The organism is Streptomyces spiroverticillatus, assembly GCA_014650415.1.
Taxonomy (GTDB): Bacteria; Actinomycetota; Actinomycetes; order Streptomycetales; family Streptomycetaceae; genus Streptomyces; species Streptomyces spiroverticillatus.
Window position 1 is genome coordinate 688,582 of the sequence record BMUX01000002.1, and the last position, 26,057, is coordinate 714,638.

At 71.5% G+C, this 26,057-nt stretch carries 26 protein-coding genes; 13 read left to right on the top strand and 13 right to left on the bottom strand.

Features of this window, described 5'->3' with window-relative positions:
- Nucleotides 1-2: 2 nt before the first annotated feature.
- On the bottom strand, nt 3-644 hold the full coding sequence (locus IE269_RS07395) for a hypothetical protein (RefSeq protein WP_189822105.1): 642 nt from the start codon (nt 642-644) through the stop codon (nt 3-5).
- 125 nt (nt 645-769) lie between these two features.
- Here IE269_RS07395 and IE269_RS07400 point away from each other — a divergent pair, with 125 nt between their 5' ends.
- Complete coding sequence (locus IE269_RS07400) at nt 770-1,060, top strand: hypothetical protein (RefSeq protein ID WP_189821918.1); 291 nt, start codon at nt 770-772, stop codon at nt 1,058-1,060.
- Between the two features lie 22 nt (nt 1,061-1,082).
- On the opposite strand, the gene IE269_RS07405 is transcribed toward IE269_RS07400, so the two are convergent.
- From IE269_RS07405 to IE269_RS07415, 3 genes are all read right to left on the bottom strand, one after another.
- Nucleotides 1,083-2,156, bottom strand: a complete 1,074-nt coding sequence (locus tag IE269_RS07405) for a prenyltransferase (protein WP_189821919.1) — start codon at nt 2,154-2,156, stop codon at nt 1,083-1,085.
- Nucleotides 2,153-2,905, bottom strand: a complete 753-nt coding sequence (locus tag IE269_RS07410) for a class I SAM-dependent methyltransferase (protein WP_189821920.1) — start codon at nt 2,903-2,905, stop codon at nt 2,153-2,155. Before IE269_RS07410 ends, IE269_RS07405 begins: the two co-directional genes overlap by 4 nt.
- 74 nt (nt 2,906-2,979) lie before the next feature.
- A complete protein-coding gene (locus tag IE269_RS07415) occupies nt 2,980-4,305 on the bottom strand; it encodes a glycosyltransferase family 4 protein (RefSeq protein WP_189821921.1) in 1,326 nt (441 codons plus the stop codon).
- 211 nt (nt 4,306-4,516) lie between these two features.
- Between IE269_RS07415 and IE269_RS07420 the strand changes: the two genes are divergently transcribed.
- Nucleotides 4,517-5,215 carry a TetR family transcriptional regulator gene (locus tag IE269_RS07420; protein WP_189821922.1) on the top strand — a complete coding sequence of 233 codons (699 nt, stop codon included), beginning with the start codon at nt 4,517-4,519 and terminating at the stop codon, nt 5,213-5,215.
- Between the two features lie 12 nt (nt 5,216-5,227).
- Here the strand turns inward: IE269_RS07420 and IE269_RS07425 are convergent, their stop codons facing one another.
- The 4 genes from IE269_RS07425 to IE269_RS07440 form a co-directional block, all read right to left on the bottom strand.
- Nucleotides 5,228-5,794, bottom strand: a complete 567-nt coding sequence (locus tag IE269_RS07425) for a hypothetical protein (protein WP_189821923.1) — start codon at nt 5,792-5,794, stop codon at nt 5,228-5,230.
- Nucleotides 5,795-5,916: 122 nt separating this feature from the next.
- Nucleotides 5,917-6,150: a ferredoxin gene (locus IE269_RS07430; protein WP_189822106.1), complete on the bottom strand. Its 234-nt coding sequence runs from the start codon at nt 6,148-6,150 to the stop codon at nt 5,917-5,919.
- A 5-nt stretch (nt 6,151-6,155) separates the two neighbouring features.
- On the bottom strand, nt 6,156-7,616 hold the full coding sequence (locus tag IE269_RS07435; RefSeq protein ID WP_189821924.1) for an aldehyde dehydrogenase: 1,461 nt from the start codon (nt 7,614-7,616) through the stop codon (nt 6,156-6,158).
- Between the two features lie 84 nt (nt 7,617-7,700).
- Nucleotides 7,701-8,315: a hypothetical protein gene (locus IE269_RS07440; protein ID WP_189821925.1), complete on the bottom strand. Its 615-nt coding sequence runs from the start codon at nt 8,313-8,315 to the stop codon at nt 7,701-7,703.
- A 172-nt stretch (nt 8,316-8,487) separates the two neighbouring features.
- Between IE269_RS07440 and IE269_RS07445 the strand changes: the two genes are divergently transcribed.
- The 7 genes from IE269_RS07445 to IE269_RS07475 all read left to right on the top strand — a co-directional run bounded on the left by IE269_RS07445 (nt 8,488) and on the right by IE269_RS07475 (nt 16,092).
- On the top strand, nt 8,488-9,564 hold the full coding sequence (locus IE269_RS07445) for an MBL fold metallo-hydrolase (RefSeq protein WP_189821926.1): 1,077 nt from the start codon (nt 8,488-8,490) through the stop codon (nt 9,562-9,564).
- A 73-nt stretch (nt 9,565-9,637) separates the two neighbouring features.
- Nucleotides 9,638-10,900: a prenyltransferase/squalene oxidase repeat-containing protein gene (locus IE269_RS07450; protein ID WP_189821927.1), complete on the top strand. Its 1,263-nt coding sequence runs from the start codon at nt 9,638-9,640 to the stop codon at nt 10,898-10,900.
- Nucleotides 10,897-11,586, top strand: coding sequence for an SCO2322 family protein (locus IE269_RS07455; RefSeq protein WP_189821928.1), 690 nt, complete (start codon nt 10,897-10,899; stop codon nt 11,584-11,586). Before IE269_RS07450 ends, IE269_RS07455 begins: the two co-directional genes overlap by 4 nt.
- Nucleotides 11,583-12,710, top strand: a complete 1,128-nt coding sequence (locus IE269_RS07460) for an energy-coupling factor transporter transmembrane component T (protein WP_189821929.1) — start codon at nt 11,583-11,585, stop codon at nt 12,708-12,710. Before IE269_RS07455 ends, IE269_RS07460 begins: the two co-directional genes overlap by 4 nt.
- Before the next feature lie 189 nt (nt 12,711-12,899).
- Nucleotides 12,900-14,519 (top strand): ABC transporter ATP-binding protein, encoded by a 1,620-nt coding sequence (locus IE269_RS07465; RefSeq protein ID WP_189821930.1) that lies wholly within the window; start codon nt 12,900-12,902, stop codon nt 14,517-14,519.
- Nucleotides 14,465-15,337 (top strand): ECF transporter S component, encoded by an 873-nt coding sequence (locus IE269_RS07470; RefSeq protein WP_189821931.1) that lies wholly within the window; start codon nt 14,465-14,467, stop codon nt 15,335-15,337. Before IE269_RS07465 ends, IE269_RS07470 begins: the two co-directional genes overlap by 55 nt.
- 347 nt (nt 15,338-15,684) lie before the next feature.
- The gene (locus IE269_RS07475) at nt 15,685-16,092 is read left to right on the top strand and encodes an aggregation-promoting factor C-terminal-like domain-containing protein (RefSeq protein ID WP_189821932.1); all 408 of its coding nucleotides are present in this window, start codon (nt 15,685-15,687) and stop codon (nt 16,090-16,092) included.
- A gap of 3 nt (nt 16,093-16,095) precedes the next feature.
- On the opposite strand, the gene IE269_RS07480 is transcribed toward IE269_RS07475, so the two are convergent.
- Together IE269_RS07480 and IE269_RS07485 are read right to left on the bottom strand one after the other, a co-directional pair.
- Nucleotides 16,096-17,310 carry an alpha/beta hydrolase family protein gene (locus IE269_RS07480; RefSeq protein ID WP_189821933.1) on the bottom strand — a complete coding sequence of 405 codons (1,215 nt, stop codon included), beginning with the start codon at nt 17,308-17,310 and terminating at the stop codon, nt 16,096-16,098.
- 122 nt (nt 17,311-17,432) lie between these two features.
- Nucleotides 17,433-18,602, bottom strand: a complete 1,170-nt coding sequence (locus tag IE269_RS07485) for a steroid 3-ketoacyl-CoA thiolase (protein ID WP_189821934.1) — start codon at nt 18,600-18,602, stop codon at nt 17,433-17,435.
- Between the two features lie 167 nt (nt 18,603-18,769).
- On the opposite strand from IE269_RS07485, the gene IE269_RS07490 reads away from it, so the two are divergent.
- The 3 genes from IE269_RS07490 (at nt 18,770) to proP (ending at nt 22,602) form a co-directional block, all read left to right on the top strand.
- A complete protein-coding gene (locus IE269_RS07490) occupies nt 18,770-20,035 on the top strand; it encodes a cytochrome P450 (RefSeq protein WP_189821935.1) in 1,266 nt (421 codons plus the stop codon).
- A gap of 127 nt (nt 20,036-20,162) precedes the next feature.
- The gene (locus IE269_RS07495; protein ID WP_189821936.1) at nt 20,163-20,906 is read left to right on the top strand and encodes a pyridoxamine 5'-phosphate oxidase family protein; all 744 of its coding nucleotides are present in this window, start codon (nt 20,163-20,165) and stop codon (nt 20,904-20,906) included.
- Nucleotides 20,907-21,156: 250 nt separating this feature from the next.
- Nucleotides 21,157-22,602 carry a glycine betaine/L-proline transporter ProP gene (proP, locus tag IE269_RS07500; protein WP_229898305.1) on the top strand — a complete coding sequence of 482 codons (1,446 nt, stop codon included), beginning with the start codon at nt 21,157-21,159 and terminating at the stop codon, nt 22,600-22,602.
- A 232-nt stretch (nt 22,603-22,834) separates the two neighbouring features.
- On the opposite strand, the gene IE269_RS07505 is transcribed toward proP, so the two are convergent.
- Genes IE269_RS07505 through IE269_RS07515 form a run of 3 tightly spaced genes read right to left on the bottom strand, consistent with a single transcriptional unit; the run spans nt 22,835 to nt 25,013 of the window.
- Nucleotides 22,835-23,095: a DUF2087 domain-containing protein gene (locus IE269_RS07505; RefSeq protein WP_189821938.1), complete on the bottom strand. Its 261-nt coding sequence runs from the start codon at nt 23,093-23,095 to the stop codon at nt 22,835-22,837.
- Between the two features lie 38 nt (nt 23,096-23,133).
- Nucleotides 23,134-24,243 carry a serpin family protein gene (locus IE269_RS07510; RefSeq protein WP_189821939.1) on the bottom strand — a complete coding sequence of 370 codons (1,110 nt, stop codon included), beginning with the start codon at nt 24,241-24,243 and terminating at the stop codon, nt 23,134-23,136.
- Entirely contained in the window at nt 24,240-25,013 is a 774-nt protein-coding gene (locus IE269_RS07515; RefSeq protein ID WP_189821940.1) for an alpha/beta fold hydrolase, read from the bottom strand. Before IE269_RS07515 ends, IE269_RS07510 begins: the two co-directional genes overlap by 4 nt.
- Before the next feature lie 137 nt (nt 25,014-25,150).
- Here IE269_RS07515 and IE269_RS07520 point away from each other — a divergent pair, with 137 nt between their 5' ends.
- The gene (locus IE269_RS07520; RefSeq protein WP_189821941.1) at nt 25,151-26,044 is read left to right on the top strand and encodes a hypothetical protein; all 894 of its coding nucleotides are present in this window, start codon (nt 25,151-25,153) and stop codon (nt 26,042-26,044) included.
- The last annotated feature ends 13 nt before the right edge of the window (nt 26,045-26,057 follow it).

Here is a 26,057-nt window from a genome sequence, read left to right on the forward strand (position 1 = left end):
GGCTAGCGTGCGACCCGGTCCTCGGGCCGGCCGGGAAGCTGCCCCGGGAGCTGGGCCGGGGTGCCGCCCTTGGCCAGCTCGCCCGCCGACGGCACCTTGTCGGTGACCTCCGCGCCCGCCCCCTTGCCCGCGTCCTTCACATTCCCGATGACCTTCTCGAAGAGCCCGATCTCGCCCGCGCCGACACTGCCCGCCGCCAGCTTGGAGCCGAGGCCCTTGAGGGACTCGATGCCGTCGGAGAGCGGGGCGACCGCCTTGGACAGCAGCGGGTCGCCCTTGGCGTTGTTCACCGCCGCCTTCAGCCTGTTGTACGTGAAGGCTCCCGCGAGACCGGCCTTGACCAGCGCGAACTTCCGCCCGTCCGCACCGCTCTGGAACTTGCCCGCCTTGAAGGGCTTCACGATCCACTGGTACGCGGCCCCCGCCGCCAGCGACGCGTTGGCGACGAAACGGGTCTTGGCCAGCTTCTGCTTCTCGAACTCGGTGGTGGGAGAGGCCGTGGCGTTCGCCGACGAGGACGCGTTCGCCGCACTGCCCTTGTCCTTGTCGTTGCAGGCCGCCAGCGGCATCACCAGCGCGCAGGTCAGCGGCACCGCGACGAGCGCGCGGCGGGCAGGGGTGGCGGTGAGGACGTTACGGGGCACGGCGGGCCTCCCGGGGCCGGTGACGACGACAGCACTTCCCCGCAGCGTCACCCGCACCCCGTGCACCCACCACCAGGGCAGGGCCATCCGGGTTTGACGCGGTCCTTATAGGCAACATGTTCGGCATGCCGACACGCACGCGCACCGGAAATCCTGCCGCGACGCTGATCGCCGTCGTCGCGGACATCGCCGCCCTGATCCTGGGCCTGTGGATCCTGTTCTACCTACTGGACGCCAACCAGGGGAACGCGCTGGTCGGCTTCATCAAGGACGCCGCGCACTTCCTGGCGGGCTGGTCGTACGACCTGTTCACGTTCGACGAGGAGTGGGCGCGCGTGGTGGCGGGCTACGGTCTGCCCGCCGTCGTCTACCTCTTCGTGGGCCACGCCATCGCGGGCGCGGTACGCCGCAGCTGACGCACCCCGCCCCCGTACGGACTCAGCAGCAGTCCGGGTCAAGACCCAGCGGCAGCCGCTCGCCGCTGAACACCGCGCAGGTGGCCTCGTCGCCGCCGAGGGCGGCCACGGCGAGCAGCAGGGAGCCCGCCGTCCAGGTGGTCAGCTCCTGCGGCCAGATCGCTTTGTCCTCGAAGACGTAGCCCGTCCAGTACAGGCCGCTGCCGTCGTCGGCGCGCAGGTGCTGGACGGACTGGAGGATCTCCAGGGCCCGGTCCGACTCCCCCATCGCCCAGAGCGCCAGGGCGAGTTCGCAGCTCTCGCCGCCCGTGACCCACGGGTTGGGGAGCACGCAGCGCACCCCGAGGCCGGGCACGACGAAGTCGTCCCACTGGGCCTCGATGCGTTCCTTGGCGGCGGTACCGGTGAGGGCTCCGGCGAGTACCGGGTAGTACCAGTCCATCGAGTAGCGGTTCTTGTCGAGGAAGCGCTCGGGGTGGGACTGGATGGCGTGCCGGAGCGCGCCGACCGCCAACTCCCAGTCGGGCTGCGGCTCTTCGCGCTGCTCGGCGATGGCGAGGGCGCAGCGCAGCGCCTGGTGGATGGACGAACTGCCGGTCAGGAGCGCGTCGTTGACGGGTGACCCGTCCTCCTCCCGCTTCCAGCCGATCTCGCCGCCGGGCTGCTGGAGTCCGAGAACGAACTCCACGGCCGCGTACACGGCGGGCCACATCCGGTCGACGAACGCGTCGTCGCCGGTGGCGAGGTAGTGGTGCCAGACGCCCACCGCGATGTAGGCACAGAAGTTGGTCTCGCGGGAGCGGTCGGTGGCCTGCGTGTGGTCGCCGTCGTGGTACGCCGCGTACCAGGAGCCGTCCGGGTTCTGGTGGCGGGCCAGCCACTCGTACGCGCGGGCGGCGGCCTCGTGCTCGCCGGCCGCGTCGAGCGCCATGGCGGCCTCGGTGTGGTCCCACGGGTCGAGGTGGTGGCCGCGGAACCACGGTATGGCGCCGTCCGCGCGCTGCACGGCGAGTATTCCGGCGACGGTCTCCCTGGCCTGATCGTCCGTCAGGACGCCTTCCAGGACGAGGTGTTCGGTGTACCCGGGGCTCGTCACTTGGTGTCCGTACCGGACGCGGCCGCGCCGACGGGAAGGTGCGGCTTGGTGGCGTACGCGACGAAGCTCTTGCCGATGACCGGGTTGAGGGCCTGCTCGGCGACCTTGGTGAGCAGGGGCTTCTTCATGATGTCCCAGACCAGGAGCTTGTGGTACGCCTTGACCGGCAGCGCCTTGTCGTTGTCGACGCCAAAAGCGCACTTGAGCCACCAGTACGGCGAGTGCAGGGCGTGCGCGTGGTGCTGGCCGTACGGCTTGAGCCCGGCCTCCCGCATCTTGCCGAGCAGCTCGTCGGCCTTGTAGATGCGGATGTGCCCGCCCTCGACCTCGTGGTACGCGTCGGAGAGCGCCCAGCAGACCTTCTCGGGCCCGTAGCGCGGCACGGTGACGGCGATGCGCCCGCCGGGCTTCAGCACACGCACCATCTCGGCGAGCACGCCCTTGTCGTCCGGGATGTGCTCCATGACCTCGCTGATGATCACGACGTCGAAGGAGGCGTCCGGGAAGGGGAGGTTGAGTGCGTCGCCCTCCATGGCGGTGGCGGTGGCGCCCTCCGGGGCCTCACCGGCCTCCTTCATGGCGGCGAACCACTTGGCGACCTCGCGGATCTCCTCGCCGTTCTGGTCGAGGGCCACCACCTGGGCGCCGCGCCGGTAGCACTCGAAGGCGTGCCGGCCTGCGCCGCAGCCCAGGTCGAGGACGCGGTCGCCCGGGGCGAGCGGGAAGCGGGAGAAGTCCACGGTCAGCACGGGTGCTCAGCTTTCGTCCGGCGGCAGGTAAAACGGTGTGAACGGTCTTGCATACGTCAAGTGCCTTGCGGCGCCTACGACTTGGGCGCGCGGGCCTGGGCCGCGATGGCTGCGCGGTAGCGCTCGGCGGTGCCGATGGCGGCCTGCGTCCAGGTGAACTTCGCCAGCACGCGGGCGCGCCCGGCGGCGCCGAGCCGGGTGCGGAGGTCGGCGTCGCCCAGCAGCCGGGACAGCTGCCCGGCGAGGGCGTCCGGGTCGCCCGGCGGGACGGCGAGACAGGTCTCCCCGTCCGGTCCCGCGACCTCGGGGATGGCCCCGCCGGTGGTCGCGACGAGCGGGGTGCCGGTGGCCATGGCCTCGGCCGCCGGAAGCGAGAACCCTTCGTACAGGGAGGGCACGCAGGCCACCTGGGCGCTGCGTACGAGGTCGACGAGCTCCGCGTCGCTGATGCCCTTCACGAACTCGACGGCGTGCCCGAGCCCGTACCGCTCGATGGCCTGGGCGACGGGCCCGTCCTCGGCGCGCTTGCCGACGACGACGAGGTGGGCGTCGGGCCGCTCGGAACGCAGCTTGGCGAGCGCCTCGACGAGATACACGAGCCCCTTGAGCGGGACGTCGGCACTGGACGTGGTCACGATCCGCCCGGGAACCTCCGGCACGGTCGCATCCGGCGACCACAGGTCCGTATCAGCCCCGATGTGCACCACATGAATCCGGTCGCGGCGCACCCCGAGGTGCTCGACGATCTCGGCCTGGGAGGACCCGGAGACGGTGAGGACGGAGGGCAGGCGGCGGGCGACACGTTTCTGCATGCGCGTGAACCCGTACCAGCGGCGCACGGAGGCCCGCTTGAGCCGCCCCTCGGCGGCATCGAGATCGAGCTGCCGGTCCACGGTGATCGGGTGATGAATCGTCGTCACGAGCGGCGCGCCGAGATCCCCGAGCAGCCCGTACCCGAGCGTCTGGTTGTCGTGCACGACGTCGAACTCGCCCTTGCGGCCTGCCAGATGACGCTTGGCCCGCAGCGAGAAGGTGAGCGGCTCGGGAAACCCGCCGGTCCGCATGGTCGCGAACTCGACCGCGTCGACCCAGTCCCGGAACTCGTCGCGCCCCGGCGTACGGAAGGGGTCGGGGCTGCGGTAAAGATCGAGGCTCGGCAGCTCGGTCAGCGGAACCCCGCCGTCCAGCACGGGGTACGGCTGCGCGCCCAGCACTTCCACGCTGTGCCCGAGCCGCGCCAGCTCGCGCGACAGGTGACGTACGTACACGCCCTGCCCGCCGCAGAACGGGTTCCCCTTGTACGAGAGCAGCGCGATCCTCAGCGGCCGGTCACTCCCGGCGCTCGCGGCACTGGTGTCGACCCCGGCACGGGGGCCCGCCTGTACGGCCTCAGCGGTCACTCTCGGCCCCCTTCTTGACGCACTTCCGCCGGAGCGTAGCCGCTGGCGCTAATCTAGAACAAGTTCCAGTGTTGATCGAACACGGAGCTTTGAATCTACCGGCAGGACGGAGCGGCGTAAGGTCCGGATCAGGTGATTCGCGCCACGACGCACAGCACGACTCAGCACGACTCAGCAGGGCACTGGGTACGACACGGGGACACGGGGTCAGATGAAAGCGGAAGCCAGAACCACGGCCGCAGCGGGAACCGGTGCCGGCACCGGCAGCACTCGGGGCGCCGCCACCCCCGGCCCCCGGGGCGCCGCCACCCCGGGCACCCCTCCCCTCACGGAGCGCCAGGAGGCCCGCCGCCGCCGCATCCTGCACGCGAGCGCACAGCTGGCGAGCCGGGGCGGCTTCGACGCGGTCCAGATGCGCGAGGTGGCCGAGGCCGCCGAGGTCGCCCTCGGCACCCTCTACCGCTACTTCCCCTCCAAGATCCACCTCCTGGTCGCCACCATGCAGGACCAGCTGAGTCACCTCCACACCACGCTCCGCAAGCGCCCCCCGGCGACGTCCTCCCCCTCCGAACGCGTCGCGGAAACCCTGATGCGCGCCTTCCGCGCCCTCCAGCGCGAACCGAACCTCGCCGACGCGATGGTCCGCGCCCTGACCTTCGCCGACCGCTCGGTGAGCCCCGAAGTCGACACGGTCTCCCGCCAGACCACGGCGATCATCCTCGACGCGATGGGCCTGAACGCCCCGACCGACCGCCCCACCCCCGAACAGCTCTCGGCGGTCCGCGTGATCGAACACACCTGGCACTCGGCCCTGATCACCTGGCTCTCGGGCCGGGCCTCGATCGCCCAGGTCAAGATCGACATCGAAACGGTCTGCCGCTTGATCGACCTGACGTCGGAGGAGGGGTGAGAAAGTCCGGTTTCAGCGGACGCCCCACGCTTCCTGCGGAATACAGTCGTCCACGGTGAAGGCCCACCCCTCGGGGTTCGCGAACATCGCGCGCGTCACGAGGACGTCGCCCGCACGCTGGGTTGCCGGGATGAACCCCTGGTCCACCGGAAATACGTCCCCCTGCACAGAGAACCCGAAGCCCAGGTCGCGCGCCTCCACGTAGTCCAGGAACTCGGCCGTCAACTGCGACGGCACCCGGCCGATCAGTTTGATCCCCTCCCAAGTGACCTGCGGGCCGCCCCGCCCGTCGACGGTGACGCAGGTCAGCCCCTCGGCGTCGAGGTGATCGACGAAGTAGGCCGTGACGTCCGGCTCGCCTCCGCGCTCGGCCGACTTGCGGAACGTGACCTTTCCCTTGATGTGGCCGCGCTGCACCTCAGCCTCGCAGGCGAATCCCGCAGCCGCCATGACAGCCAGGGCCTCCGGCTCACGCATCCCGAACCGCAGCGGCCCCACGCGCTCGAACGGCACGTACCCCCACTGCTCCCGCTCGACCTCCGCCACAACGGGCCACAGGTCGTCCCATCCCTCGCTCATCCCACCCTCTCCGCCACCCGGCACCCCACGTCCGGACGAACCGGCGACCAACCCTAGGCAGCCCTCCCTGCCGCATGCGGGGCAGGGAGGGGCGGGCGGGGAGAGCTCGTGCAGCGGAACCCCTACTCCTCCGGCGGAAACACCGCCTCCCCCGACTCCCGCAGCGCGATCGCGATCGCCTCCACCGGGCAGCCCTCCGCCGCCGCCAGTACGTCCTCGTCCGCGTCCACCGTGGACGCGACCGGGTGGGACTGGCGGGCGGAGTCCAGGCGGAAGGCGGACGGGGCCGTGTTCACGCACATGCCGGAGCCGATGCACACTCCCCGGTCCACCTCGACCTGCCAGCGGTCGCCCATCGTGGTCACGCTCCCTCGTGGCCGGCGGGGAGGTGGATCATCTTGTGCTCCAGGTATTCGCCGTAGCCCTCGGGGCCGAACTCGCGGCCCAGGCCGGAGTTCTTGTAGCCGCCGAACGGGCCCATCATGTCCATGCTGAAGGTGTTCACGGAGTAGGTGCCGGTGCGGACCGAGCGGGCGACTTCGATGCCGCGCTCGACGTCCGCCGTCCAGACGCTGCCGCTCAGGCCGTACTCGGAGTCGTTGGCGATGCGGATCGCGTCGGATTCGTTCTCGTACGGGAGGAGGCAGATCACCGGGCCGAAGATCTCCTCGCGGGCGATCCGCATGGAGTTGTCGACCCCGCCGAAGAGGGTCGGCTCGACGTACCAGCCGCGTTGCTGGGAGGCGGGGCGGCCGCCGCCCGCGAGGATCTTCGCGCCCTCCTCCTGGCCGATGCGGATGTAGTCGAGGGAGCGCTGCTGCTGGCGGCGGGCGACCAGGGGGCCGACCTCGGTCGCCGGGTCCATCGGGTCGCCGACCTTGAGGGCGTTGGCCGCCGCCGCGAAGGCTTCCGCGAATTCGTCGTAGCGGGAGGCGGGGGCCAGGATCCGGGTCTGGGCGACGCACGCCTGGCCGTTGAGCATCCAGGAGAAGGGGACCAGGCCCGCGACCGTCGTGGCCAGGTCGGCGTCTTCGAGGAGCACGGCGGCCGACTTGCCGCCCAGTTCCAGCGTCACGCGGGTGAGATTGCGCGAGGCGACCTCCATCACGCGCTTGCCCGCCGCGACCGAACCGGTGAAGGACACCTTGTCGACGTCCGGGTGCCCGACCAGGTACTCGCTGACCTCCCGGTCCGCCGGGATGATCGAGAGGACGCCCTCGGGCAGGCCCGCCTCCGTGCAGATCTCGGCGAGGAGGTAGGAGTCGAGGGGCGTTTCCGGCGAGACCTTCAGGACGACCGTGCAGCCGGCGAGCAGGGCGGGAGCGAGCTTGGCGGCGGCCGTGAACTGGGGGACGTTCCAGGGGACCACCGCCGCCACGACGCCGACGGGCTCGCGGCGGATGAGCAGATTGCCGAGCACCCCGGTGCGGGCCGTCTCGAACGGCACCTCCTGCGCGACCTTGATCGCCGAGTCCCACACCATCATCGCGGCGAGCGCCTGCATCATCACGCTCGCGGTGTACGGGGTGCCGTTCTCCGAGGAGATGACGCGGGCGATCTCCTCGTGGCGGACCGCTATGGCGTCCTTGATGCGGGTGACGACGGCGATCCGCTCGTCGAGCGTCTTACGGGGCCACTCGCCCGTGTCGAAGGCCTCGCGGGCGGCGGCGACCGCGCGGTCCACGTCGGCGCGGTCGGCGTGCGGGACGCGGCCGATCACCTGCTCGGTGTGCGGGGAGACCACTTCGATGACGTCGTCGCCGTGGGGGTCGGTCAACTGCCCTGCGATGAAGAGCTGTTGGTGTTCCACGAGTTCGGTCATTGCTGCTGCCTCCCGCGAGTTACGGCCCGGTGCGCGCCAGTTGCTGACGCCCTATCAGCTTCCTTCCCCGAACTGATACCAGTTCTAGTTCGTACGGGGAAGGGGTGCGACCCTGCCGCCCCGGGCGAGCGGGGCGAGGGCGAGGAGGAAGCACAGGCCGCCCAGGGCGAGGAAGTTGAGGTCGAGGGCCATCAGCACGGTACCGAGGGCGAGAGCGCCGGCCATGAACGCCCGGGTCCGCACCGGGAGCGCGGTGAGCGCGGCCAGGCCGATCACGCCGAGGAAGAAGAGCGGCGGGACCACCCCGTACACGACGGGCTCCACCCCCGGCACCTCCTTGACCCGCTGGAAGATCTCGACCATCCCGGCACGGTCGTCCGCCAGGAGCCCGGCCGCCAGGTCGACGACGGCCTGCACGGCGGTGGCGAACAGCCCCACCAGGCCGACGGCGAGCGCGACGACGGCCGGGACGCGGCGGCCCTCCGGGGCCAGTCCGCGCAGGTGCAGCATCACAGGAACGAAGAGCAACACCCCGACCAGCATGGCGAGATGGCCCGCCGTCCACCCGGCGCTCGGCGTGCCGCGCTCGCTGAGCAGCCGGATGACGCCGTACGCGCCGAGGGCGACGGGCCCGGCGACGAAGGCAGTCCGAGTGAGGGAGAACGTGGGGGTGGGGGTGGCGTACGTCGTGTTCGTCATGACCTGAATCCTGTCCGTGTACGGTCAGCCCGCCCATCGGGGAGAACCAGGGGCCGCCCCCGACAACACCCCGGTTCCGTCTAGGGGTTGAACCCCCACCCCCACTGGAACCGGTTCTAGTTATAGTGACGGCGAGGCAAGTCCCGCACCGCACAGGACAGTTGGGGGAGCCATGACGGAGCACACGCACCGCAGGGGCGACGGCACGGACACACCCGCCACCATCGACCACGGCGGCGGCGTCTGGAGCATCAAGGTCCCGATCCCCGACAACCCCCTGGGCCACACCCTCGTCCACCTCCTGGACACCGACCGGGGCCCGGTCCTCATCGACACCGGCTGGGACGACCCCGCCTCCTGGTCCGCCCTCACCACCGGCCTCGCCTCCCTCGGCGTACGCATCGAGGACATCCACGGCGTCCTCATCACCCACCACCACCCCGACCACCACGGCCTCTCCGGGCAGGTCCGGGAGGCGTCCGGGGCGTGGATCGCGATGCACGCCGCCGACGCGGAGGTGGTCCGCCGCACCCGCAGCGCCGAACCCGGCGTCTGGCTCGACTACCTGACCGCCAAACTCGCCTCCGCCGGCGCCCCGCCCGACCACCTCGCCCCCCTCCTCGCCGCCCGCGACTCCGGCCGGATGCGCACCCTCCCGGGCCTCGACGCCGCCCTCCCCGACCGCGAGATCACCCCCGGCGACCTGCTCCCCCTCGCGGGCCGCACCCTGCGCGCGATCTGGACCCCCGGCCACACCCCGGGACACGTCTGCCTCCACCTGGAGGAACAGCACCCGGGCAACCTCCCCGGCCGGGGCCGCCTCTTCTCCGGCGACCACCTGCTCCCCGGCATCACCCCCCACATCGGCCTGTACGAGGACCCCGACGACACCACCGTCACCGACCCCCTCGGCGACTACCTCTCCTCCCTCGAACGCATCGCGGCCCTCGACGCCGCCGAAGTCCTCCCCGCCCACCAGCACGCCTTCACCACCCCGGCCGCACGTGTCACCGAACTCCTCGCCCACCACGCGGCCCGCCTCACCGACCTCCGTACGCTCCTGGCCACCCCCCTCACCCCCTGGCAGCTCGCCGAACGCATGGAGTGGAACCGCCCGTGGGACCAGATCCCCTACGGCTCCCGCAACATCGCGGTCTCCGAGGCGGAGGCCCACCTGCGCCGCCTGGTGAAACTGGGCCACGCGGAGGCAGTGGAGGACACGGACCCGGTGACGTACGCGGCGCTGTGAGCAGCGGGCCCCACCAGCCGCCCCCACGGGCGGGCCCGCGCCGGGTGGGGTACCCGTCGGTAGAATGCCCCGCATGATCCCCCTTCACCTTCGTCGTGGCGTCGCCGCGCTCGCCGTCAGCGTCGTCGCCGGTGCGGTGGCCGCGCCGGTCGCCCTCGCTGCTCCGACCCCGTCGCCCGCCGCGCTCCCCTCCGGGCTGTACGGGACGAAGGACCCGAAGTTCGACGGCGTCTTCCGGCAGTCGCTGGCGCTCACCGCACAGCGCAGCCTCGGGGTGCAGCCCGCGGCCAAGGCCGTCGACTGGCTGGTGGGGCAGCAGTGCGCGGACGGCGCCTTCGCCGCCTTCCGGCCCGACGCGAGCAAGGACTGCACGCCCAAGGACATGCGGGACACCAACGCCACCGCCACCGCCGTGCAGGCGCTGAAGGCCGTGGGCGGGCAGGACGCCGCCGTGAAGAAGGCCGTCGGCTGGCTGAAGTCCGTACAGAACGCCGACGGCGGCTGGCCCTACATGCCCGGCACGCCCTCCGACGCCAACTCGACGGCGCTGGTGACCGGTGCGCTGACGGACGCCGGGGAGAAGGCGGACGCGCTGAAGGGGAAGGAAGGCCGGACGCCGCTCAACAAGCTGCTCGACTTCCAGTCCGGCTGCACCGGCAAGGCCGAGGACCTGGGCTCCTTCGCCTTCCAGCCCGACAAGGCCGGAAAGCTCTTCCCGAGCGCGGACGCCACCGCCGCCGTGGTGACGGCCGCCGCCGGTCGGGGCGGGCCGGTCATCGACGTACCGAAGGACAAGGACAAGCCGGTCGAGGCCGCGCCCGGGTGCAAGCAGGGCATGGCGGACGCCAAGGCCGCCGCCGCCGGCGGGTCCGACTACCTCTCGCGGCTGCTGGACAAGAACGGCGGGCACCTGATGTCCGCCCCACTGCCCGGCACCGAGGCCAAGCCCGACGTCGGCAACACCGCCGACGCCGTCGTGGCGCTCGCCGCCGACGGGCACAAGACCGCCGCGAAGAAGGCCGCCGACTGGCTGGCGAAGAACTCCGCCGCCTGGGCGAAGGAGAACGGCCCGGCCGCCTACGCCCAGCTCGTCTTCGCCGCGCACGCCACCGGCATGAATCCCGAGGACTTCGGCGGGGCCAACCTCGTCGAACAGCTCAATGCGACCGGGCCCGCGCCGCAGGTGAAGAAGGACGCGGACGCCGCGGACAAGGAGAAGAAGAGCGACGACGAGGGCGGGTCGTCGACGACCTGGCTGATCGTCGGTGTCGCGTTCGTCGCCAGCATGGGTGCGGGCATCCTGATCAGCGGGCGCAACAAGAACAAGAACCTGTGAGCCGCCGGTCCGCGCGCGGCTTCCTGCTCGCCCTCGTCGTCGCCGCGCTCGGGGCATTCGTGCCGCCCGCCGCCCAGGCCGCCGACGGGAGCGGGTACCGGTACTGGTCGTTCTGGGAGCGGGACGGTTCCCAGTGGGTGTACGCCCAGCAGGGCTCCGCCACCACGCGCCCGGCCGACGGCGCCGTCCAGGGATTCCGCTTCTCCGTGAGCCAGGACTCCCAGGACTCCGCCAAGCCGCGCGGGGCCGCCGACTTCAAGGCCGCCTGCGCGACGACCCCGGCCAAGGAGGGCACCAAGCGGATCGCCCTCGTGCTGGACTTCGGGACGCCGGAGGACGCTCCCCAGGGGGAGACTCCGCCTGCGGGCAGGACCGTATGTGCGCAGGTCGCAGAGGATGCGACGACCGCCGAAGCGCTGGCCGAGGCCGCCAGGCCGCTGCGGTACAACAGCTCGGCCCTGCTGTGCGCCATCGGCGGATACCCGAAGGCCGGGTGCGCCGAGCAGGTGTCGGGTACGGGCAAGGAGAGCAAGACTCCGGCCCCCGCCACCTCGGATTCCGTTTCCGGGCAGTCCGGGCAGGAGGACGGCGGGGGCGGTCCGTCCGCCGGGCTGATCGTCGGGGCCGCCGCCGTACTGCTGCTCGGCGGGGCCGCCGTGTGGCAGGCCCGCCGCCGCCGGGGATGAGCACCACCGCAGGCCGCACGACGCTGCGCGCACCCGCCGCCGGCCGCAGCAACGCCCTGCACGCCGGCGCCTGGTGGCTGTGGGCCCTCGGGCTCGCCGCCGCCGCGTCCCGGACGACCAATCCGCTGCTGCTCGGGCTGCTGGTGGGGGTCGCGGGGTACGTCGTCGCCGCGCGCCGGACGGATGCGCCGTGGGCGCGCTCGTACGGGGCGTTCGTGAAGCTGGGGCTGGCGGTGCTGGTGATCCGGCTGGCGTTCTCGGTGTTCCTCGGGTCGCCGATTCCGGGGCAGCATGTGTTGTTCCAGCTGCCGGAGGTTCCGCTTCCGGAGTGGGCGAAGGGGGTGCGGCTCGGGGGCAAGGTCACCGCCGAGCAGCTCGTCTTCGCCCTGTACGACGGGCTGAAGCTGGCCACGTTGTTGATCTGCGTGGGTGCGGCGAACGCGCTGGCCAATCCTGCGCGGCTGCTGAAGTCGCTGCCCGGTGCGCTGTACGAGGCGGGGGTGGCCGTCGTGGTCGCGATGACCTTCGCGCCGAACATGGTCGCCGATGTCGTACGGCTGAGGACGGCGCGGCGGTTGCGGGGGCGGCCGACGGGCGGGGTCAAGGCGATCGTCCAGATCGGGCTGCCCGTGCTGGAGGGGGCGTTGGAGCGGTCGGTGGCGCTGGCCGCTTCGATGGATGCGCGAGGGTACGGGCGTACGGCTCACGTGCCTGCGCGCGTACGGCACTTCACCACTGTCCTGACGCTCGGCGGGCTGCTCGGCGTGTGTGCCGGGACGTACGGGCTGCTCGCGGCGGAGGGGGCCGGGTACGGGGTGCCGGTGCTGGTGATCGGGCTGGCCGCCGCGATGGGCGGGCTGCGGCTCGGGGGGCGGCGCAGTGTCCGTACGCGGTACCGGCCGGATCGGTGGGGGGTGCGGGCGTGGGTGGTTGCCGGGTCGGGGGTGGTGGTTGCGGGGCTCATGGTGTGGGCGGGTTCGTACGATGCGGGGGCGTTGCATCCGGGGGTCGTGCCGCTGGTGGCCCCGGAGTTCCCGCTCTGGCCCGCCCTGTCAATCCTGGTCGGCTTGCTGCCGGCGGTTGTGGCGCCGGTGCCCGTGGGTGGCGTACGGGGTGGGAAGTGAACCCGTTCGTGAAGGGGCCCCGTGCGGGTGTGACCGTTGCCGCCTTCGGCGGGAGGGCCCCAGCCCCGCCCCTTCACCTAAACCCGCGGGGCAATGGGGACCGTTCCCGTGCGGGTGAGTGGGTGGTTGCTCGCGCAGTTCCCCGCGCCCCTGACGGGGCGCCCCTGAACTCCCTCAAGGAAACGTGAAGTGATCCGGTTCGAGAATGTCTCCGTTCGGTATGACGGGGCCGAGAAGCACACCCTCAGCGGCATCGACCTGACGATCCCCGAGGGTGAGCTCGTGCTGCTCGTCGGGCCGTCCGGGGTGGGGAAGTCGACGCTGCTCGGGGCCGTGTCCGGGCTCGTTCCGCACTTCACCGGGGGGACGCTCACCGGGCGGGTCACCGTCGACGGCCGGGACACCCGCACCCACAAGCCGCGCGAGCTGGCCGACGTGGTGGGGACGGTCGGGCAGGACCCGTTGTCGCACTTCGTGACCGACACCGTCGAGGACGAACTCGCGTACGGGATGGAGTCGCTCGGCATCGCCCCGGACGTGATGCGGCGGCGGGTCGAGGAGACCCTTGATCTGCTCGGGCTCGCCGATCTGCGGGACCGGGCGATCTCCACCCTGTCCGGCGGGCAGCAGCAGCGGGTGGCGATCGGGTCGGTGCTCACCACGCATCCCAAGGTGCTCGTGCTGGACGAGCCGACGTCCGCGCTGGACCCGGCCGCCGCCGAGGAAGTCCTGGCCGTGCTGCAGCGGCTGGTGCACGACCTCGGGACGACCGTGCTGATGGCCGAGCACCGGCTGGAGCGGGTCGTGCAGTACGCGGACCAGGTGCTGCTGCTGCCCGGGCCCGGGCAGGCCCCGGTGCTGGGCGAGCCCGCCGACGTCATGGCCCAGTCCCCCGTGCACCCGCCCGTCGTGGGGCTCGGGCGGCTGGCCGGGTGGTCGCCGCTGCCGTTGTCCGTACGGGACGCGCGCCGCCGGGCCGCCGGGCTGCGGGCCGGGCTTGCGGACCGTACGCCGGAAGAAGTGGAAGCACCTCCGGCCGCCGCGCCCGTCGCCGAGGCCGAGCGGCTGTCGCTGCGGCGCGGGCGCATCGAGGCGCTGCGGGACGTGTCCCTGGCGGTGCGGCCCGGCGAGACCGTCGCGCTGATGGGGCGGAACGGGGCCGGGAAGTCGACCCTGCTGAACGCGCTGGTCGGCATGCAAACCCCGTCCGGCGGCCGCGTCACCGTCGGCGGGAGGACCCCGGCGAAGACCGCGCCGAAGGAGATGGTGCGGCGCGTGGGACTCGTACCGCAGGAACCACGGGACCTGCTGTACGCCGACACGGTCGCCGCCGAGTGCGCGGCCGCCGACCACGACGCCGGGGCCGAAAGCGGAACCTGCCGGGCCCTGGTCAGCGCGCTGCTGCCCGGGGTGCCGGACGACACGCACCCCCGGGACCTGTCGGAGGGGCAGCGGCTCGCCCTGGCGCTGGCGCTCGTACTGACCGGGAAGCCGCCGCTGCTGCTGCTCGACGAGCCGACGCGCGGTCTTGACTACGCGGCCAAGGCCCGGCTGGTCACGATCCTGCGGGGGCTGGCGGCCGAGGGGCACGCGCTGGTGCTGGCCACGCACGACGTGGAGCTGGCGGCCGAGCTGGCGCACCGGGTGGTGATCCTCGCCGACGGGGAGGTCGTCGCGGACGGGCCAACGCCCGAGGTCGTCGTCTCCTCGCCGTCCTTCGCGCCGCAGGTGGCGAAGATCCTGGCGCCGCAGAAATGGCTGACCGTGGCGCAGGTGCGGGACGCGCTGTCCGGGGAGAGCACGCCGTGAGCCGGCCCGTGCGCCTGGGGCCGAAGTCCGTGGCCGCGCTCGTCCTGGTCAGCCTGGTCGGGGTGATCGCCTTCGGGTGGCCGCTGCTCGCCGACTCGGCGGCCGGACTCGCGCACTCCAAGGACGCCCCGTGGCTGTTCGCGGCGCTGCTGCCGCTGCTGGTCGGGGTGGTCGTGGCCACGATCTCCGACTCGGGGATGGACGCGAAGGCCGTCGCGATGCTCGGGGTGCTGGCCGCCGTCGGGGCGGCGCTGCGGCCGCTGGGGGCGGGGACGGCGGGCCTGGAGCCCATGTTCTTCCTGATGGTGCTCAGCGGGAGGGTGCTCGGGCCGGGCTTCGGTTTTGTGCTGGGCTCGGTGACGATCTTCGCGTCGGCGCTGCTCACGGGCGGGGTCGGGCCGTGGATGCCGTTCCAGATGCTGGCGATGGGCTGGTTCACGATGGGCGCGGGGCTGCTGCCGGGGTGGCAGCGGCTGCGCGGGGTCGGGGAGGTGGTGATGCTCGCGGCGTACGGGGCGGTGGCCGCCTTCTTCTACGGGACGGTGATGAACCTCCAGGGGTGGACGTACATCGGTGGCCTGTCCACGGGTGTCTCCTTCGTGCCGGGCGACCCCGTGCACGAGAACCTCGTGCGCTTCCTCGCGTACTGCCTGGCCACCTCGGTCGGCTGGGACCTGGGGCGGGCGGTGCTGACGGTGGTGCTCACGCTGGCGGTCGGGCCGACGCTGCTGAAGGCGCTGCGGCGGGCGACGCGGAGGGCGGCTTTCGAGGCGCCGGTCGCGTTCGAGGACGTACGGGAAGAGCCCTCGAAGTCGTAGTCGGGCGGCGACCCTGGGTGCATTTCGAGGACCCCTCGGTGTGAAGCGGCCCATAGGACCTTGGTCCTCAACTATCGGGACTCGTAGCTTTCACGCGCCTCTTATGACCCCCTTTGCACCCCTAGTGAGCTGCACATTCCTTGATTCCACAGGGTGGGGCAGTTCTGCCCGGCGCACCACGTCCACTAGTACCCGGGGTGTTTGCCACGCCCGCCGGCGGCTGCTTCATTGGTGGAGCCGCAGGACGCCGGACGGCTGATCGCCTCACCGCCCGCCGCCGCGTCCCTTCCCCGTCGACCTCCGGTCCGGTGTGTGCGGCTTTCTTGTCCCCGACGTTAGGTTCCTACGTGTCGTTCGCCTTCATCAGCCGTTTCTCCGCCCGCCAGAAGTCCGCCGTCGTCGGCGCCACCGCCCTGCTGGGCGCTGCGGGCGCGGTCCTCGGTTCGGCTTCCGGAGCAGCGGCTGCGCCGTCGTCCGCCCAGGACACGGCCCGGCAGATGATGCCCGCCGCGCAGTTCCAGTGCTTCAGCAACATCGTGGCCCACGAGTCCGGCTGGAACCACCACGCGACCAACGCCTCCTCCGGGGCGTACGGCCTGGTCCAGGCGCTGCCCGCGTCGAAGATGGCTTCCGCGGGCGCGGACTGGAAGGAAAACCCGAAGACCCAGATCAAGTGGGGTCTCGACTACATGAACTCCCGCTACGGCAGCCCGTGCGGCGCCTGGAACTTCTGGCAGCAGAACCACTGGTACTGAGCCCTAGTCCAGTGCGTTGAACCACCGCGCGATCTGCGGCGCGGACTTCTTGAAGGCCCCGAAGTGGTCGACCTCCCCCTGGTCGAGCACCGGGGCCTTCTTGCCGTTCGCGGCCAGGTCGGCGGCACAGGCGCGGGCGTTCCCGATGGGTACGTCGGTGTCGCCGGCGGAGGTGTAGAGGCGGGTCGGGACGCGGGGCTTCCAGTCGCAGGTGCCGTCGTTGGCCTCGATCGCCTTCAGGAGCCTGCCGCTGGGGCGGCGCATCTTCTCGTAGAACTCGGGGGTGAGGAGTTCCTTGACGCTGCCGGGGAGTGCCTTGGCGACGTCCTCCTCGGTGTGGCGGGAGTCGAAGAGCTGCTCGACGACCTTCGCGTACGGCTGCCGGAAGACCTCGGCGGGGTCCTGGTAGAAGTGGTGGATCTTGTTCTGGGCGGTGAGGAAGTACGAGGTGTAGAAGAGGCCACTCATGGGGTTGACCCGGCCGTCGTACAGGGCGGGGATCTCAGTGCCGGACAGGTCGTAGGGGCCTGCGACGGGGGCCAGCGCCTTGAGGTCGCCGGTCCTGGACAGCTCGCGGCCGACGGCCATGGCGACCTGGCCGCCCTGCGAGAACCCGGTCGCGTACACGCCGCGTGCGAGGTGCTTGCCGAGGCGGCCGGCGGCCTGGCGGGAGGCGCTCAGCATGTCGACGGTCGCGGTGACGGCGGACGCGGTGTCCATGTACGGGTGGGTGCCGGGCCCCTTGCCGAGGCCGAGGTAGTCGGGGGCGGCGACGGCCCGGCCCGTACCGGCGTAGAAGTACGGGGAGAGCTTGCCGAAGTCCTCGGCGACGGACGGCGCGTAGTCGCGGTGGACCATGGTGCCGTGGGTGTCGGAGACCAGGGAGAGCTTCCTCCCGGTGTCCTTGGGGAGCACGAGGAGGCCGCTGGCGGTGGTGGGGACGCCCTGCGGGGTGATGGTGCGGTAGATCAGGCGGTACGCGGTGACGCCGTGCCGGACCTGCTCGGGGGCGAGCCCGCCCCGGGTGACGAAGGCCCGGACCTGGTCGCGGGTGAGGTCGGCTACGGGGGTGACGGAGATCAGGGTGCCGCGGACGGGGTGCTGGGCCTGTTGGGTCGGGGCCGGGGCTTTCGCAGTGGCCGCGAGGGCCGGGGCGGCGGTGAGGCCGACGAGGGTGGCGACGGTGAGGGCGGCGGCGACGGTGCGTGTCTGCTTCATGCCTCGACGGTAGGTTCGCGGGGCACCGCCTCACCATGCGTTCCACCCCCGTCCCGGGGGTGTACTTGACGACACCACCGGGCGGGGGAACTCCCTTACGCCTGACTGGACATGACGTACCGTCACAGCCTCTGGATGATCGTCCCGGTGGCGAGCGCGCCGCCCGCGCACATGGTGATGAGGGCGAACTCCTTGTCCCGGCGCTCCAGTTCGTGGAGGGCCGTGGTGATCATCCGGGCCCCCGTAGCTCCCACCGGATGCCCCAGCGCGATGGCCCCGCCGTTGACGTTGACCTTCTCCAGGTCCTGCTCGAAGACCTGACCCCAGCTCAACACCACCGAGGCGAAAGCCTCGTTGATCTCGACCAGGTCGATGTCCCGCAGCGACATCCCGGCCTTGCCGAGGACCGCGCGGGTCGCGTCGATGGGGCCGTCGAGGTGGTAGTGCGGGTCGGATCCGACCAGCGCCTGGGCGACGATACGGGCACGGGCCTTCAGCTTGAGGGCGCGGGCCATCCGCTTGGACGCCCACATGATCGCGGAGGCGCCGTCGGATATCTGGGAGGAGTTCCCGGCGGTGTGCACGGCGGTCGGCATGACGGGCTTCAGCCTGCCGAGGGCCTCCATGGAGGTGTCGCGCAGGCCCTCGTCGCGGTCCACGAGCCGCCACATGCCCTGCCCCGCGGCCTGCTCCTCCTCGTTCGTCGGCACCTGCACGGCGAAGGTCTCCCGCTTGAAGCGCTCCTCCGCCCAGGCGGTGGCGGCCCGCTCCTGGGAGAGCAGCCCGAGGGAGTCGACGCGCTCACGGGTCAGGCCCCGGTTGCGGGCGATGCGCTCGGCGGCCTCGAACTGGTTGGGCAGGTCCACGTTCCACTCGTCGGGGAACGGCTTTCCCGGGCCGTGCTTGGAGCCACTGCCGAGGGGGACGCGGCTCATGGCCTCGACGCCGCAGCCGATGCCGATGTCGATGACCCCGGCGGCGATCATGTTCGCGACCATGTGGTTGGCCTGCTGGGAGGAGCCGCACTGGCAGTCGACGGTGGTCGCGGCCGTCTCGTACGGCAGCCCCATGGCGAGCCAGGCGTTGCGCGTCGGGTTCATGGACTGCTCGCCGGCGTGGGTGACGGTGCCCCCGACGACCTGCTCGACGCAGTCGGCGTGGATGCCGGTGCGGGCGAGGAGCTCGCGGTAGGTCTCGCCCAGGAGGTAGGCGGGGTGCAGATTGGCGAGCGCTCCCCCGCGTTTGCCGATGGGGGTGCGTACGGCTTCGACGATGACGGGTTCCGCGGCCATGAGCTCGTCCTCTTCTCACCAGAATTAGTACGCGTTCTAGTTCTTGGGCAAGTCTCATGAACAACGGCCCGACTGCGCAAGGGTCTTGCCACTTGTAGAACTCGTTACTACCTTGCGAGCCACTTCTGATGGGCCGTCAGGTGTATGTCAGTGAGAGGGAGTTGCCGATGACCTGCCCCGTGCATTCCGGAGGGTCCGACCTTCCCGAAGGGTTCGACTTCACCGACCCCGACGTCCTGCAGTCCGCCGTCCCGCTCCCCGAGTTCGCGGCGATGCGGCAGGTCTCGCCGGTGTGGTGGTGCGCCCAGCGGCGCGGCATCTCGGGGTTCGACGACGAGGGGTACTGGGCGGTGACCCGGCACGAGGACGTCAAGTACGTCTCGACGCACCCCGAGCTGTTCTCCTCCAACACCAACACCGCCGTGGTCCGCTTCAACGAGCACATCGAGCGGGACGCGATCGAGGCCCAGAAGCTGATCATGCTGAACATGGACCCGCCGGAGCACACCCGGGTCCGGCAGATCGTCCAGCGCGGCTTCACCCCGCGCGCCATCCGCTCGCTGGAGGACACCCTCCGGGACCGTGCAGGCAAGATCGTCGAGGCGGCGGTCGCCGAGGCCCAGAAGGGCGACGGCACCTTCGACTTCGTCACGAACGTCGCGGTCGAGCTTCCCCTCCAGGCCATCGCCGAGCTGATCGGGGTGCCCCAGGAGGACCGCAGCAAGATCTTCGACTGGTCGAACAAGATGGTGGCGTACGACGACCCCGAGTACGCGATCACCGAGGAGGTCGGCGCGGAGTCGGCGATGGAGCTGATCTCGTACGCGATGAACCTGGCGGTGGCGCGCAAGGAGTGTCCGGCCAAGGACATCGTCTCGCAGCTGGTCGCGGCGGAGGACGAGGGCAACCTCGGCTCGGACGAGTTCGGCTTCTTCGTGATCCTGCTGGCCGTGGCCGGCAACGAGACCACCCGCAACGCGATCAGCCACGGGATGCACGCCTTCCTCACCCACCCCGAGCAGTGGGAGCTGTACAAGCGGGAGCGCCCGAAGACGGCCGCCGAGGAGATCGTGCGCTGGGCGACGCCCGTGGTGTCCTTCCAGCGGACGGCGACGCAGGACCTGGAGCTGGGCGGGCAGCAGATCAAGGCGGGCGACCGCGTCGGCATCTTCTACTCCTCCGCCAACCACGACCCCGAGGTCTTCGAGAACCCCGGCGACTTCGACATCACCCGCGACCCCAACCCCCACCTGGGCTTCGGCGGGGGCGGCCCGCACTTCTGCCTCGGCAAGTCGCTGGCCGTGATGGAGATCGACCTGATCTTCAACGCGCTGGCCGACGCGCTGCCGGACCTGCGGCTGGCGGGGGATCCGAGGCGGCTGAGGTCGGCGTGGATCAACGGGATCAAGGAGCTGCGGGTGGCGGCTTCTTGAGGCTGCCGGGGCTGGGGGCTGAGACCTCTTGCAGTCGCCGGGAGCTGGGGGGCGCGACCTCTTGAAGAAGTCCGCCTGCACTGATTCAGTCGATCCGATCTTTCGGGTCGACTGAATCAGTGGAGACATGAGCACCGGAGAACAGAATCAGCAGAAACCCGCGGCGGAGCTGAAGGTCACCGACCGGACCCGCCACCGCCGCCTGCGCGACCAGGGCAGCACCCTCGCCGCCGACCTCGACGCGGTCCTGCGGGCCGGGTTCGTCTGCCACCTCGCCGTGGTCGTCGACGGCACCCCGATGGCGGTGCCCACGGTGTACGGGGTCGACGTCGCGGCCCGCACCCTCTACGTGCACGGCTCGGTGGCGAGCCGGAGCCTGGTGCAGGCGCCGGAGGCCACCGTCTGCGTCACCGTCACGCACGTCGACGGCCTCGTACTGGCCCGCTCCGTCTTCGAGCACGGCCTCAACTACCGCTCCGCGATGGTCTACGGCGTCCCACGCCTGATCACCCACCGCTCGGACCCCGAGGCGCTCCTGCACGGGCTGCGCGTGCTCTCCGAGCAGAGCGCTCCCGGCCAGTGGGAGTACGCCCGCCGCCCCAGCCCCAAGGAACTCGCGGCCACCTCGCTGCTCGCCCTCCCCCTGGACGAGGCGTCGGTGAAGATCGCCGCGGGTCCGCCGGAGGACGGCGACGGGCCGGACGCGGAACTCGGCCTGTGGGCCGGGACGATCCCGATGCGTACCGCCTACGGGGCTCCGGAGCCGGATCCCGCACTGCCCGGTGACGTACCCCTGCCAGGGCACATCGCGGCGATGAGTTCCGTGCATTCCGCACATTTTCTGCGACCTACGTCACATCACGTCGACTGATCCGGGACCTTCGGAAAGGGCGTTTGACCAGGTGAAAGCGGGTATACGCGCTTCCGGGTGATCAACTCCGCACTAAGTGCAAAGGGCAACTAAACGTTTATGGTCTGTTTTGGGTCGCCTCGCACCATGAGGCGGCCCCTGTCCATTCCCACGTCACTTGTCCGGGAATGCGACCGCTGTCCATCACCAGAAAGCGCAGGCGAGAGAGCTCGTGTCGACGTCCGTTCCCGTCGCACCCCGGTCAGAGTCCCTGTCCCAGGGCAAGGCCTCCGAAACTCCCGTGGCCGTCACCGTCACCGACCCGGCCCAGGTGAAGCGGGCCGTGAAGGCCGCGGCCCTCGGCAACGCCATGGAGTGGTTCGACTTCGGCGTCTACAGCTACATCGCGGTGACCCTCGGCAAGGTCTTCTTCCCGAGCGACAACCCGACCGCGCAGACGCTGTCGACCTTCGGCGCGTTCGCCGCGGCCTTCCTGGTGCGGCCCATCGGCGGCATGGTCTTCGGGCCGCTCGGCGACCGCATCGGCCGGCAGAAGATCCTCGCCATCACCATGATCATGATGGCGACGGCGACCTTCTGCATCGGTCTGATCCCGTCCTTCGCGACGATCGGCATGTGGGCCCCCGCGCTGCTCTTCCTGGCCCGGCTCGTGCAGGGCTTCTCCACCGGTGGTGAGTACGGCGGCGCGTCCACCTTCATCGCCGAGTACTCCCCCGACAAGAAGCGCGGCTTCCTGGGCAGCTGGCTGGAGTTCGGCACCCTCGTCGGCTACATCTGCGGCGCCGGACTGGTCACCCTGATGACGGCCCTCCTCAGCACGCCGGACCTGGAGTCCTGGGGCTGGCGCATTCCGTTCCTGGTGGCGGGTCCGATGGGCATCATCGGCCTGTACCTGCGGCTGAAGCTGGAGGAGACGCCGGCCTTCGCGGCGCAGGCGGCAGAGGCCGCCAAGGCGGAGAAGCGGGCCAAGCAGGCCGCGAAGGCATCGAAGCCCTCTGCGGCAGCGAAGGCTTCGAAGCCTTCGCTGAAGGAGACCGTCGTCGGTCAGTGGCGGACGATGCTGCTCTGCATCGGCCTGGTGCTCGTCTTCAACGTCACCAACTACATGCTGCTGTCGTACATGCCGACGTACCTCACCGAGCAGCTCAAGTACGACCCCACGCACGGCCTGCTGATCATCCTGTGCGTGATGGCGTTCATGATGTGCGTCCAGCCGTTCGCGGGCATGCTCAGCGACCGCTGGGGCCGCCGCCCGATCATCGCCGTCGGCTGCGCGGGCTTCCTGGTCCTCTCCGTCCCGGCGCTGCTGCTGATCCGCGAGGGCAGCCTGCTGGCGATCATCCCGGGTCTGCTGGTGCTCGGCCTGCTCCAGGTCTGCTTCACCGCCGCCATGCCGTCGACGCTGCCGGCCCTCTTCCCGACGAAGACCCGGTACGGCTCGCTGTCGATCGGCTTCAACATCTCGGTGTCGCTGTTCGGCGGTACGACGCCGCTGTTCGTGGCCGCGCTGATCGGGTGGACCGGGAACCTGATGATGCCCGCGTACTACATGATGGCCGCGGCCGTCATCGGCGGCATCGCCGTCTTCTTCATGTCGGAGAGCGCCCGCCGCCCGCTGCCGGGGTCGGCTCCGGCGGTGGAATCGGAGGAGGAGGCCGCGCAGATCCGCGCCGCCTCCGGATCCGCTGCCGCGTAGAACCTCAGCTCCGGCTTCCGTGTACGCCTGTGGCCCCCCACCATCCGCTCGGTGGGGGGCCACAGCCGTCTCCACCCCTCTTCCCCAGCCCCCTTGGGCGGCGGGGCCGCCCCCCGGGGGGGCGGAACGGGCGGGCAAGGGGGCGGCCCGCCCGATCCGGGCCCACCCCGGCACCGGCCCCTGCCCGCACCTCCAACGCCGGACAGCGGAGCCGCTCGGCCCGAGCGAGCTCTCAGTGCGGCACCCGTCGGTAGCTGCTGCCGTCCTTCGGGCGGGCCAGGAAGCCGCCCTCCACCAAGTAGCGGCGCAGCGCCGAGCAGTCCTCGTGGACCGTGCGGATCGCGTCGTTGACCTCGCGCTCCGTGTAGTCGCGGTCCTCCTCGAAGAGGGTGCGGGTCAGGTGGGCGAGCAGTTCCTCCCGCCGGCCCGGCTTGCGCGGCACGGAGGTGAGCCGCCCGTCCCTGAAGAACGCCTCGACACCTTGACCAGCCACGCGCCCGCTCCCGTCGTACGACAACCGAAGTTCCCGTTCTAGCCCTTCGGCGCCCCTTCCTGCCAGGCAATAAACAGCGGCAGCTCCCCGGCCCCGTCCAGCACGACCACCCCGAAAGGCCGGTCGAAGCGGACCCACTCCATACGGATCCGCCGGGGCGGTGCCGCCCCGGCGGGGGCCATCAGCACCGCGGTCACCGCAGCCGCCTCCACCCCCTCCTCGCGCACCTTGAGCAGCGCCTCCTGCACCACCCGCGACACCGCGAGCGGTTCGGGGGACATGCCGGAGAAGTCGGCGTCCTCGCCGGTGGCACGGTGCACGCCGAGCTCGGCCAGGCGGTCGGTGACCTCGTCGGTCGTACGCAGTTCCATGCGCGGCAGCGCGATGCTCACCGCGTCGGCGGCGAGCGGGACGCGCGCCGCCTGCCCCGCCCATCCCGCGGGCAGCACCTCCCGGGGTCCGGCCCCCTCCTCCCCGAGCAGGAACCTCACCCGCACCGGGGCACCGCCCCGCTCCGAGCGCGTGCGCAGTTCGACCACGCGGGTCGCGCCCACGTCCCAGACGTCGGCCAGGGACACCTCCTGGTGCATGACCATCACCTCGTGGCGCACTCCGGCCGCGTCCGTGAAGTCCCGGACGTCGGTGTCCGACTCCTCGAAGGGGTACCGCCAAGGCGCCTTCAGGGCCAGGGCGTTGACCACGGCCAGCAGGGTGTCGTCCCCGAGACGCACCGGAAGTTCCTCGATCATGCCCCCGGTCGCCTCCCGCACCCAGGCGTCGATCGCCGCCTGGTCGAGGTTCCCGAGCGCGATCTGTGGCAGTGCCTCCTTGAACGCCCGGTACAGCGGCACCCGGCTCCAGACGCAGGTCGCCACTTCGAGGGCGTCGGTCCCCTCCAGCGCCCGGGCCACCGCCCCGACCGCCCCGGCGGCCTCCTTCCCCGACACCCCGAGCAGCGCCTCCAGTTCCTCGGCGGTCTCCCCTCCCGCCCCGGCGGCGACGACCCCGAGCGCCAGCCACAGCCCCGCCGGGGACCGTACGAAGTCGCCGTCGCCCAGCCCTCCGCCGGGCCCGCTCGCGACCACGTCCAGCCAGCGCTCCGTCAAGCGCCCGATGTCCGTATGCCCATCCGTGTTCGAGCTCGTCATGCCGCGTTCCCCTCCAGCACCGCGGCCGTCGCCCGTGCGAAGCCGTCCACGTTGTCGGTCATCACGTTGTGCCCGCAGTCCGGCACGGCGATCACCTCGACCCCGGCGGCCGTCAGTTCCTCGCCGCCGCGGAAGTCCACGTCGTCCTCCGGCAGCAGATAGCCGCGCGGGATCTTCAGGTCGAGCAGCAGGTCGCGCATCATCGGTTCGCTGCCCCGGGTGAGGCCGACCGCGCTGCGGTGCAGCGCCCGGGGCCCGCAGGTCTTCATCGTCGACCACCAGGTCTCCCCGGCGGTGGCCCGCAGCGCGTCCCAGCCGGTGGCGAGGAACTCCTCCTCCCCGTACGCGGCGATGCCGCCGCTGCCCGGCGCACCCTTCACCGGGGTGATCGCGTCCAGGTTGGCGTGCACCAGCACCAGCTTCGACACCAGTTCCGGCCACCGGTCGGCCAGGACCAGCGCCACCGAGCCGCCCATGCTGTGCGCGACGACCTCGGCCCCGAACACCCCGGCCGCCTCCAACAGCCGTGCCAGCGCCCCCGCGTGAGCCTCCAGGCTGTAGTCGAAGTCGTCCGGCCGGTCGCTCACCCCGAACCCCAGCAGGTCCACCAGCAGCGACCGCCGCCCGGCCAGCGCCGGGTGCGAGGCCCCCTCGACGAACATGCCCGAGATCCCGCCCAGCCCGTGCACGTACACCCGGCAGGGCTCCTCGCCCGGCAGCTCCACCCACCGCATCCGGTCCCCGCCGGACGTCACGACCGCTTCCCGCACAACCCGCCCCCGCTCCCAGAGATCACTTGTCCCAGACGGTAACCCCCGCCACTGACAACGCTCCGGGGAACCCGATCTCCCCACCCCGCGTCCCAGGGCACACCGCACGACCCGCGTTCCGCCCCCCGGAGGCCACCATGCGCACGTCGAGCACCGGACGAACAACCCAACTGGTCGCGTTATCGGCCCTGTTGGCGCTCACCGCCTGCGGCACCGAGACCCTCTCCGCCGAGTCGCCCCCCGCGGACTGGGCCCCGCGCATGCGCGCCGTCGCCAAGGCGTGGGAGGGGTCGGCGGCGCTGACCGCCATGCAGCGGGGCTTCCACCCGCTGGCGCGTTTCCGCACGACCGTGCCCCCGGGCGGACTTCGCTCGGCGGCCGACAGGACGGCACACCTCAAAGGCGCGTACGTCGTCGCGGGCGAACTGCCGGACACCCGCCCCCAACCCAGGGCCACCTGGCCCGACGGCACCACCCGCAAGGCGGCGACCCTGACCGCACGCGAGGCGGTCGAGTTCCTCGGCGAGGGCTCCAACGACCCCGACGGCGGCCACACCCTGAAGGTGACCGGCGCCCGCCTCGGCACGACCGAGGTGGCCACGAGCCGGGGCCCGACCCGCGTCCCCGCCTGGCTGTTCACCGTCGCGGGGTACGACGCCCCGTTCACCTATCCGGCGCTGGCCGCCCCGACGTTCCCCGACTCCCCGATCGCGCCCCTGCCGCGCCTGTACGGTGCGGACGCGGCGGCGACCGGAGGCCCCGGCTCCGTCACGGTCGAGGGCCGCACCCTCACCGTGACGGTCACGCACGGCAGTTGCACCGGCCCGAGCGCGGTGAAGGCCCTGGAGTCCGGCGACACGGTCGTCCTCGCGGTCTCCGTCCTGCCCCGGAAGCGGCCGCGCGGCCCCGACGAGGGCTGCGACCTGGCCCTCCGCCACAGCCGCGCCACCGTGGAACTCGCCCGCCCGGTCGGCGACCGCATCCTCCTGGAGGCACAGCAGGGCATCCCCGTCCAGCAGTCCCTGGACTGAGCCCTCACCGTCC

Excerpts from the sequence above, each read along its gene's own strand:
- IE269_RS07480 (WP_189821933.1), bottom strand. The coding sequence starts at position 17,310 with ATGAAGCAGACACGCACCGTCGCCGCCGCCCTCACCGTCGCCACCCTC.
- IE269_RS07485 (WP_189821934.1), bottom strand. The coding sequence starts at position 18,602 with ATGGCCGCGGAACCCGTCATCGTCGAAGCCGTACGCACCCCCATCGGC.
- IE269_RS07460 (WP_189821929.1), top strand. The coding sequence starts at position 11,583 with ATGAGCACCACCGCAGGCCGCACGACGCTGCGCGCACCCGCCGCCGGC.
- IE269_RS07445 (WP_189821926.1), top strand. The coding sequence starts at position 8,488 with ATGACGGAGCACACGCACCGCAGGGGCGACGGCACGGACACACCCGCC.
- IE269_RS07430 (WP_189822106.1), bottom strand. The coding sequence starts at position 6,150 with ATGGGCGACCGCTGGCAGGTCGAGGTGGACCGGGGAGTGTGCATCGGC.
- IE269_RS07440 (WP_189821925.1), bottom strand. The coding sequence starts at position 8,315 with ATGACGAACACGACGTACGCCACCCCCACCCCCACGTTCTCCCTCACT.
- IE269_RS07490 (WP_189821935.1), top strand. The coding sequence starts at position 18,770 with ATGACCTGCCCCGTGCATTCCGGAGGGTCCGACCTTCCCGAAGGGTTC.
- IE269_RS07450 (WP_189821927.1), top strand. The coding sequence starts at position 9,638 with ATGATCCCCCTTCACCTTCGTCGTGGCGTCGCCGCGCTCGCCGTCAGC.
- IE269_RS07400 (WP_189821918.1), top strand. The coding sequence starts at position 770 with ATGCCGACACGCACGCGCACCGGAAATCCTGCCGCGACGCTGATCGCC.
- IE269_RS07435 (WP_189821924.1), bottom strand. The coding sequence starts at position 7,616 with ATGACCGAACTCGTGGAACACCAACAGCTCTTCATCGCAGGGCAGTTG.
- IE269_RS07495 (WP_189821936.1), top strand. The coding sequence starts at position 20,163 with ATGAGCACCGGAGAACAGAATCAGCAGAAACCCGCGGCGGAGCTGAAG.
- IE269_RS07470 (WP_189821931.1), top strand. The coding sequence starts at position 14,465 with ATGGCTGACCGTGGCGCAGGTGCGGGACGCGCTGTCCGGGGAGAGCAC.
- IE269_RS07425 (WP_189821923.1), bottom strand. The coding sequence starts at position 5,794 with ATGAGCGAGGGATGGGACGACCTGTGGCCCGTTGTGGCGGAGGTCGAG.
- IE269_RS07520 (WP_189821941.1), top strand. The coding sequence starts at position 25,151 with ATGCGCACGTCGAGCACCGGACGAACAACCCAACTGGTCGCGTTATCG.
- IE269_RS07510 (WP_189821939.1), bottom strand. The coding sequence starts at position 24,243 with ATGACGAGCTCGAACACGGATGGGCATACGGACATCGGGCGCTTGACG.
- IE269_RS07420 (WP_189821922.1), top strand. The coding sequence starts at position 4,517 with ATGAAAGCGGAAGCCAGAACCACGGCCGCAGCGGGAACCGGTGCCGGC.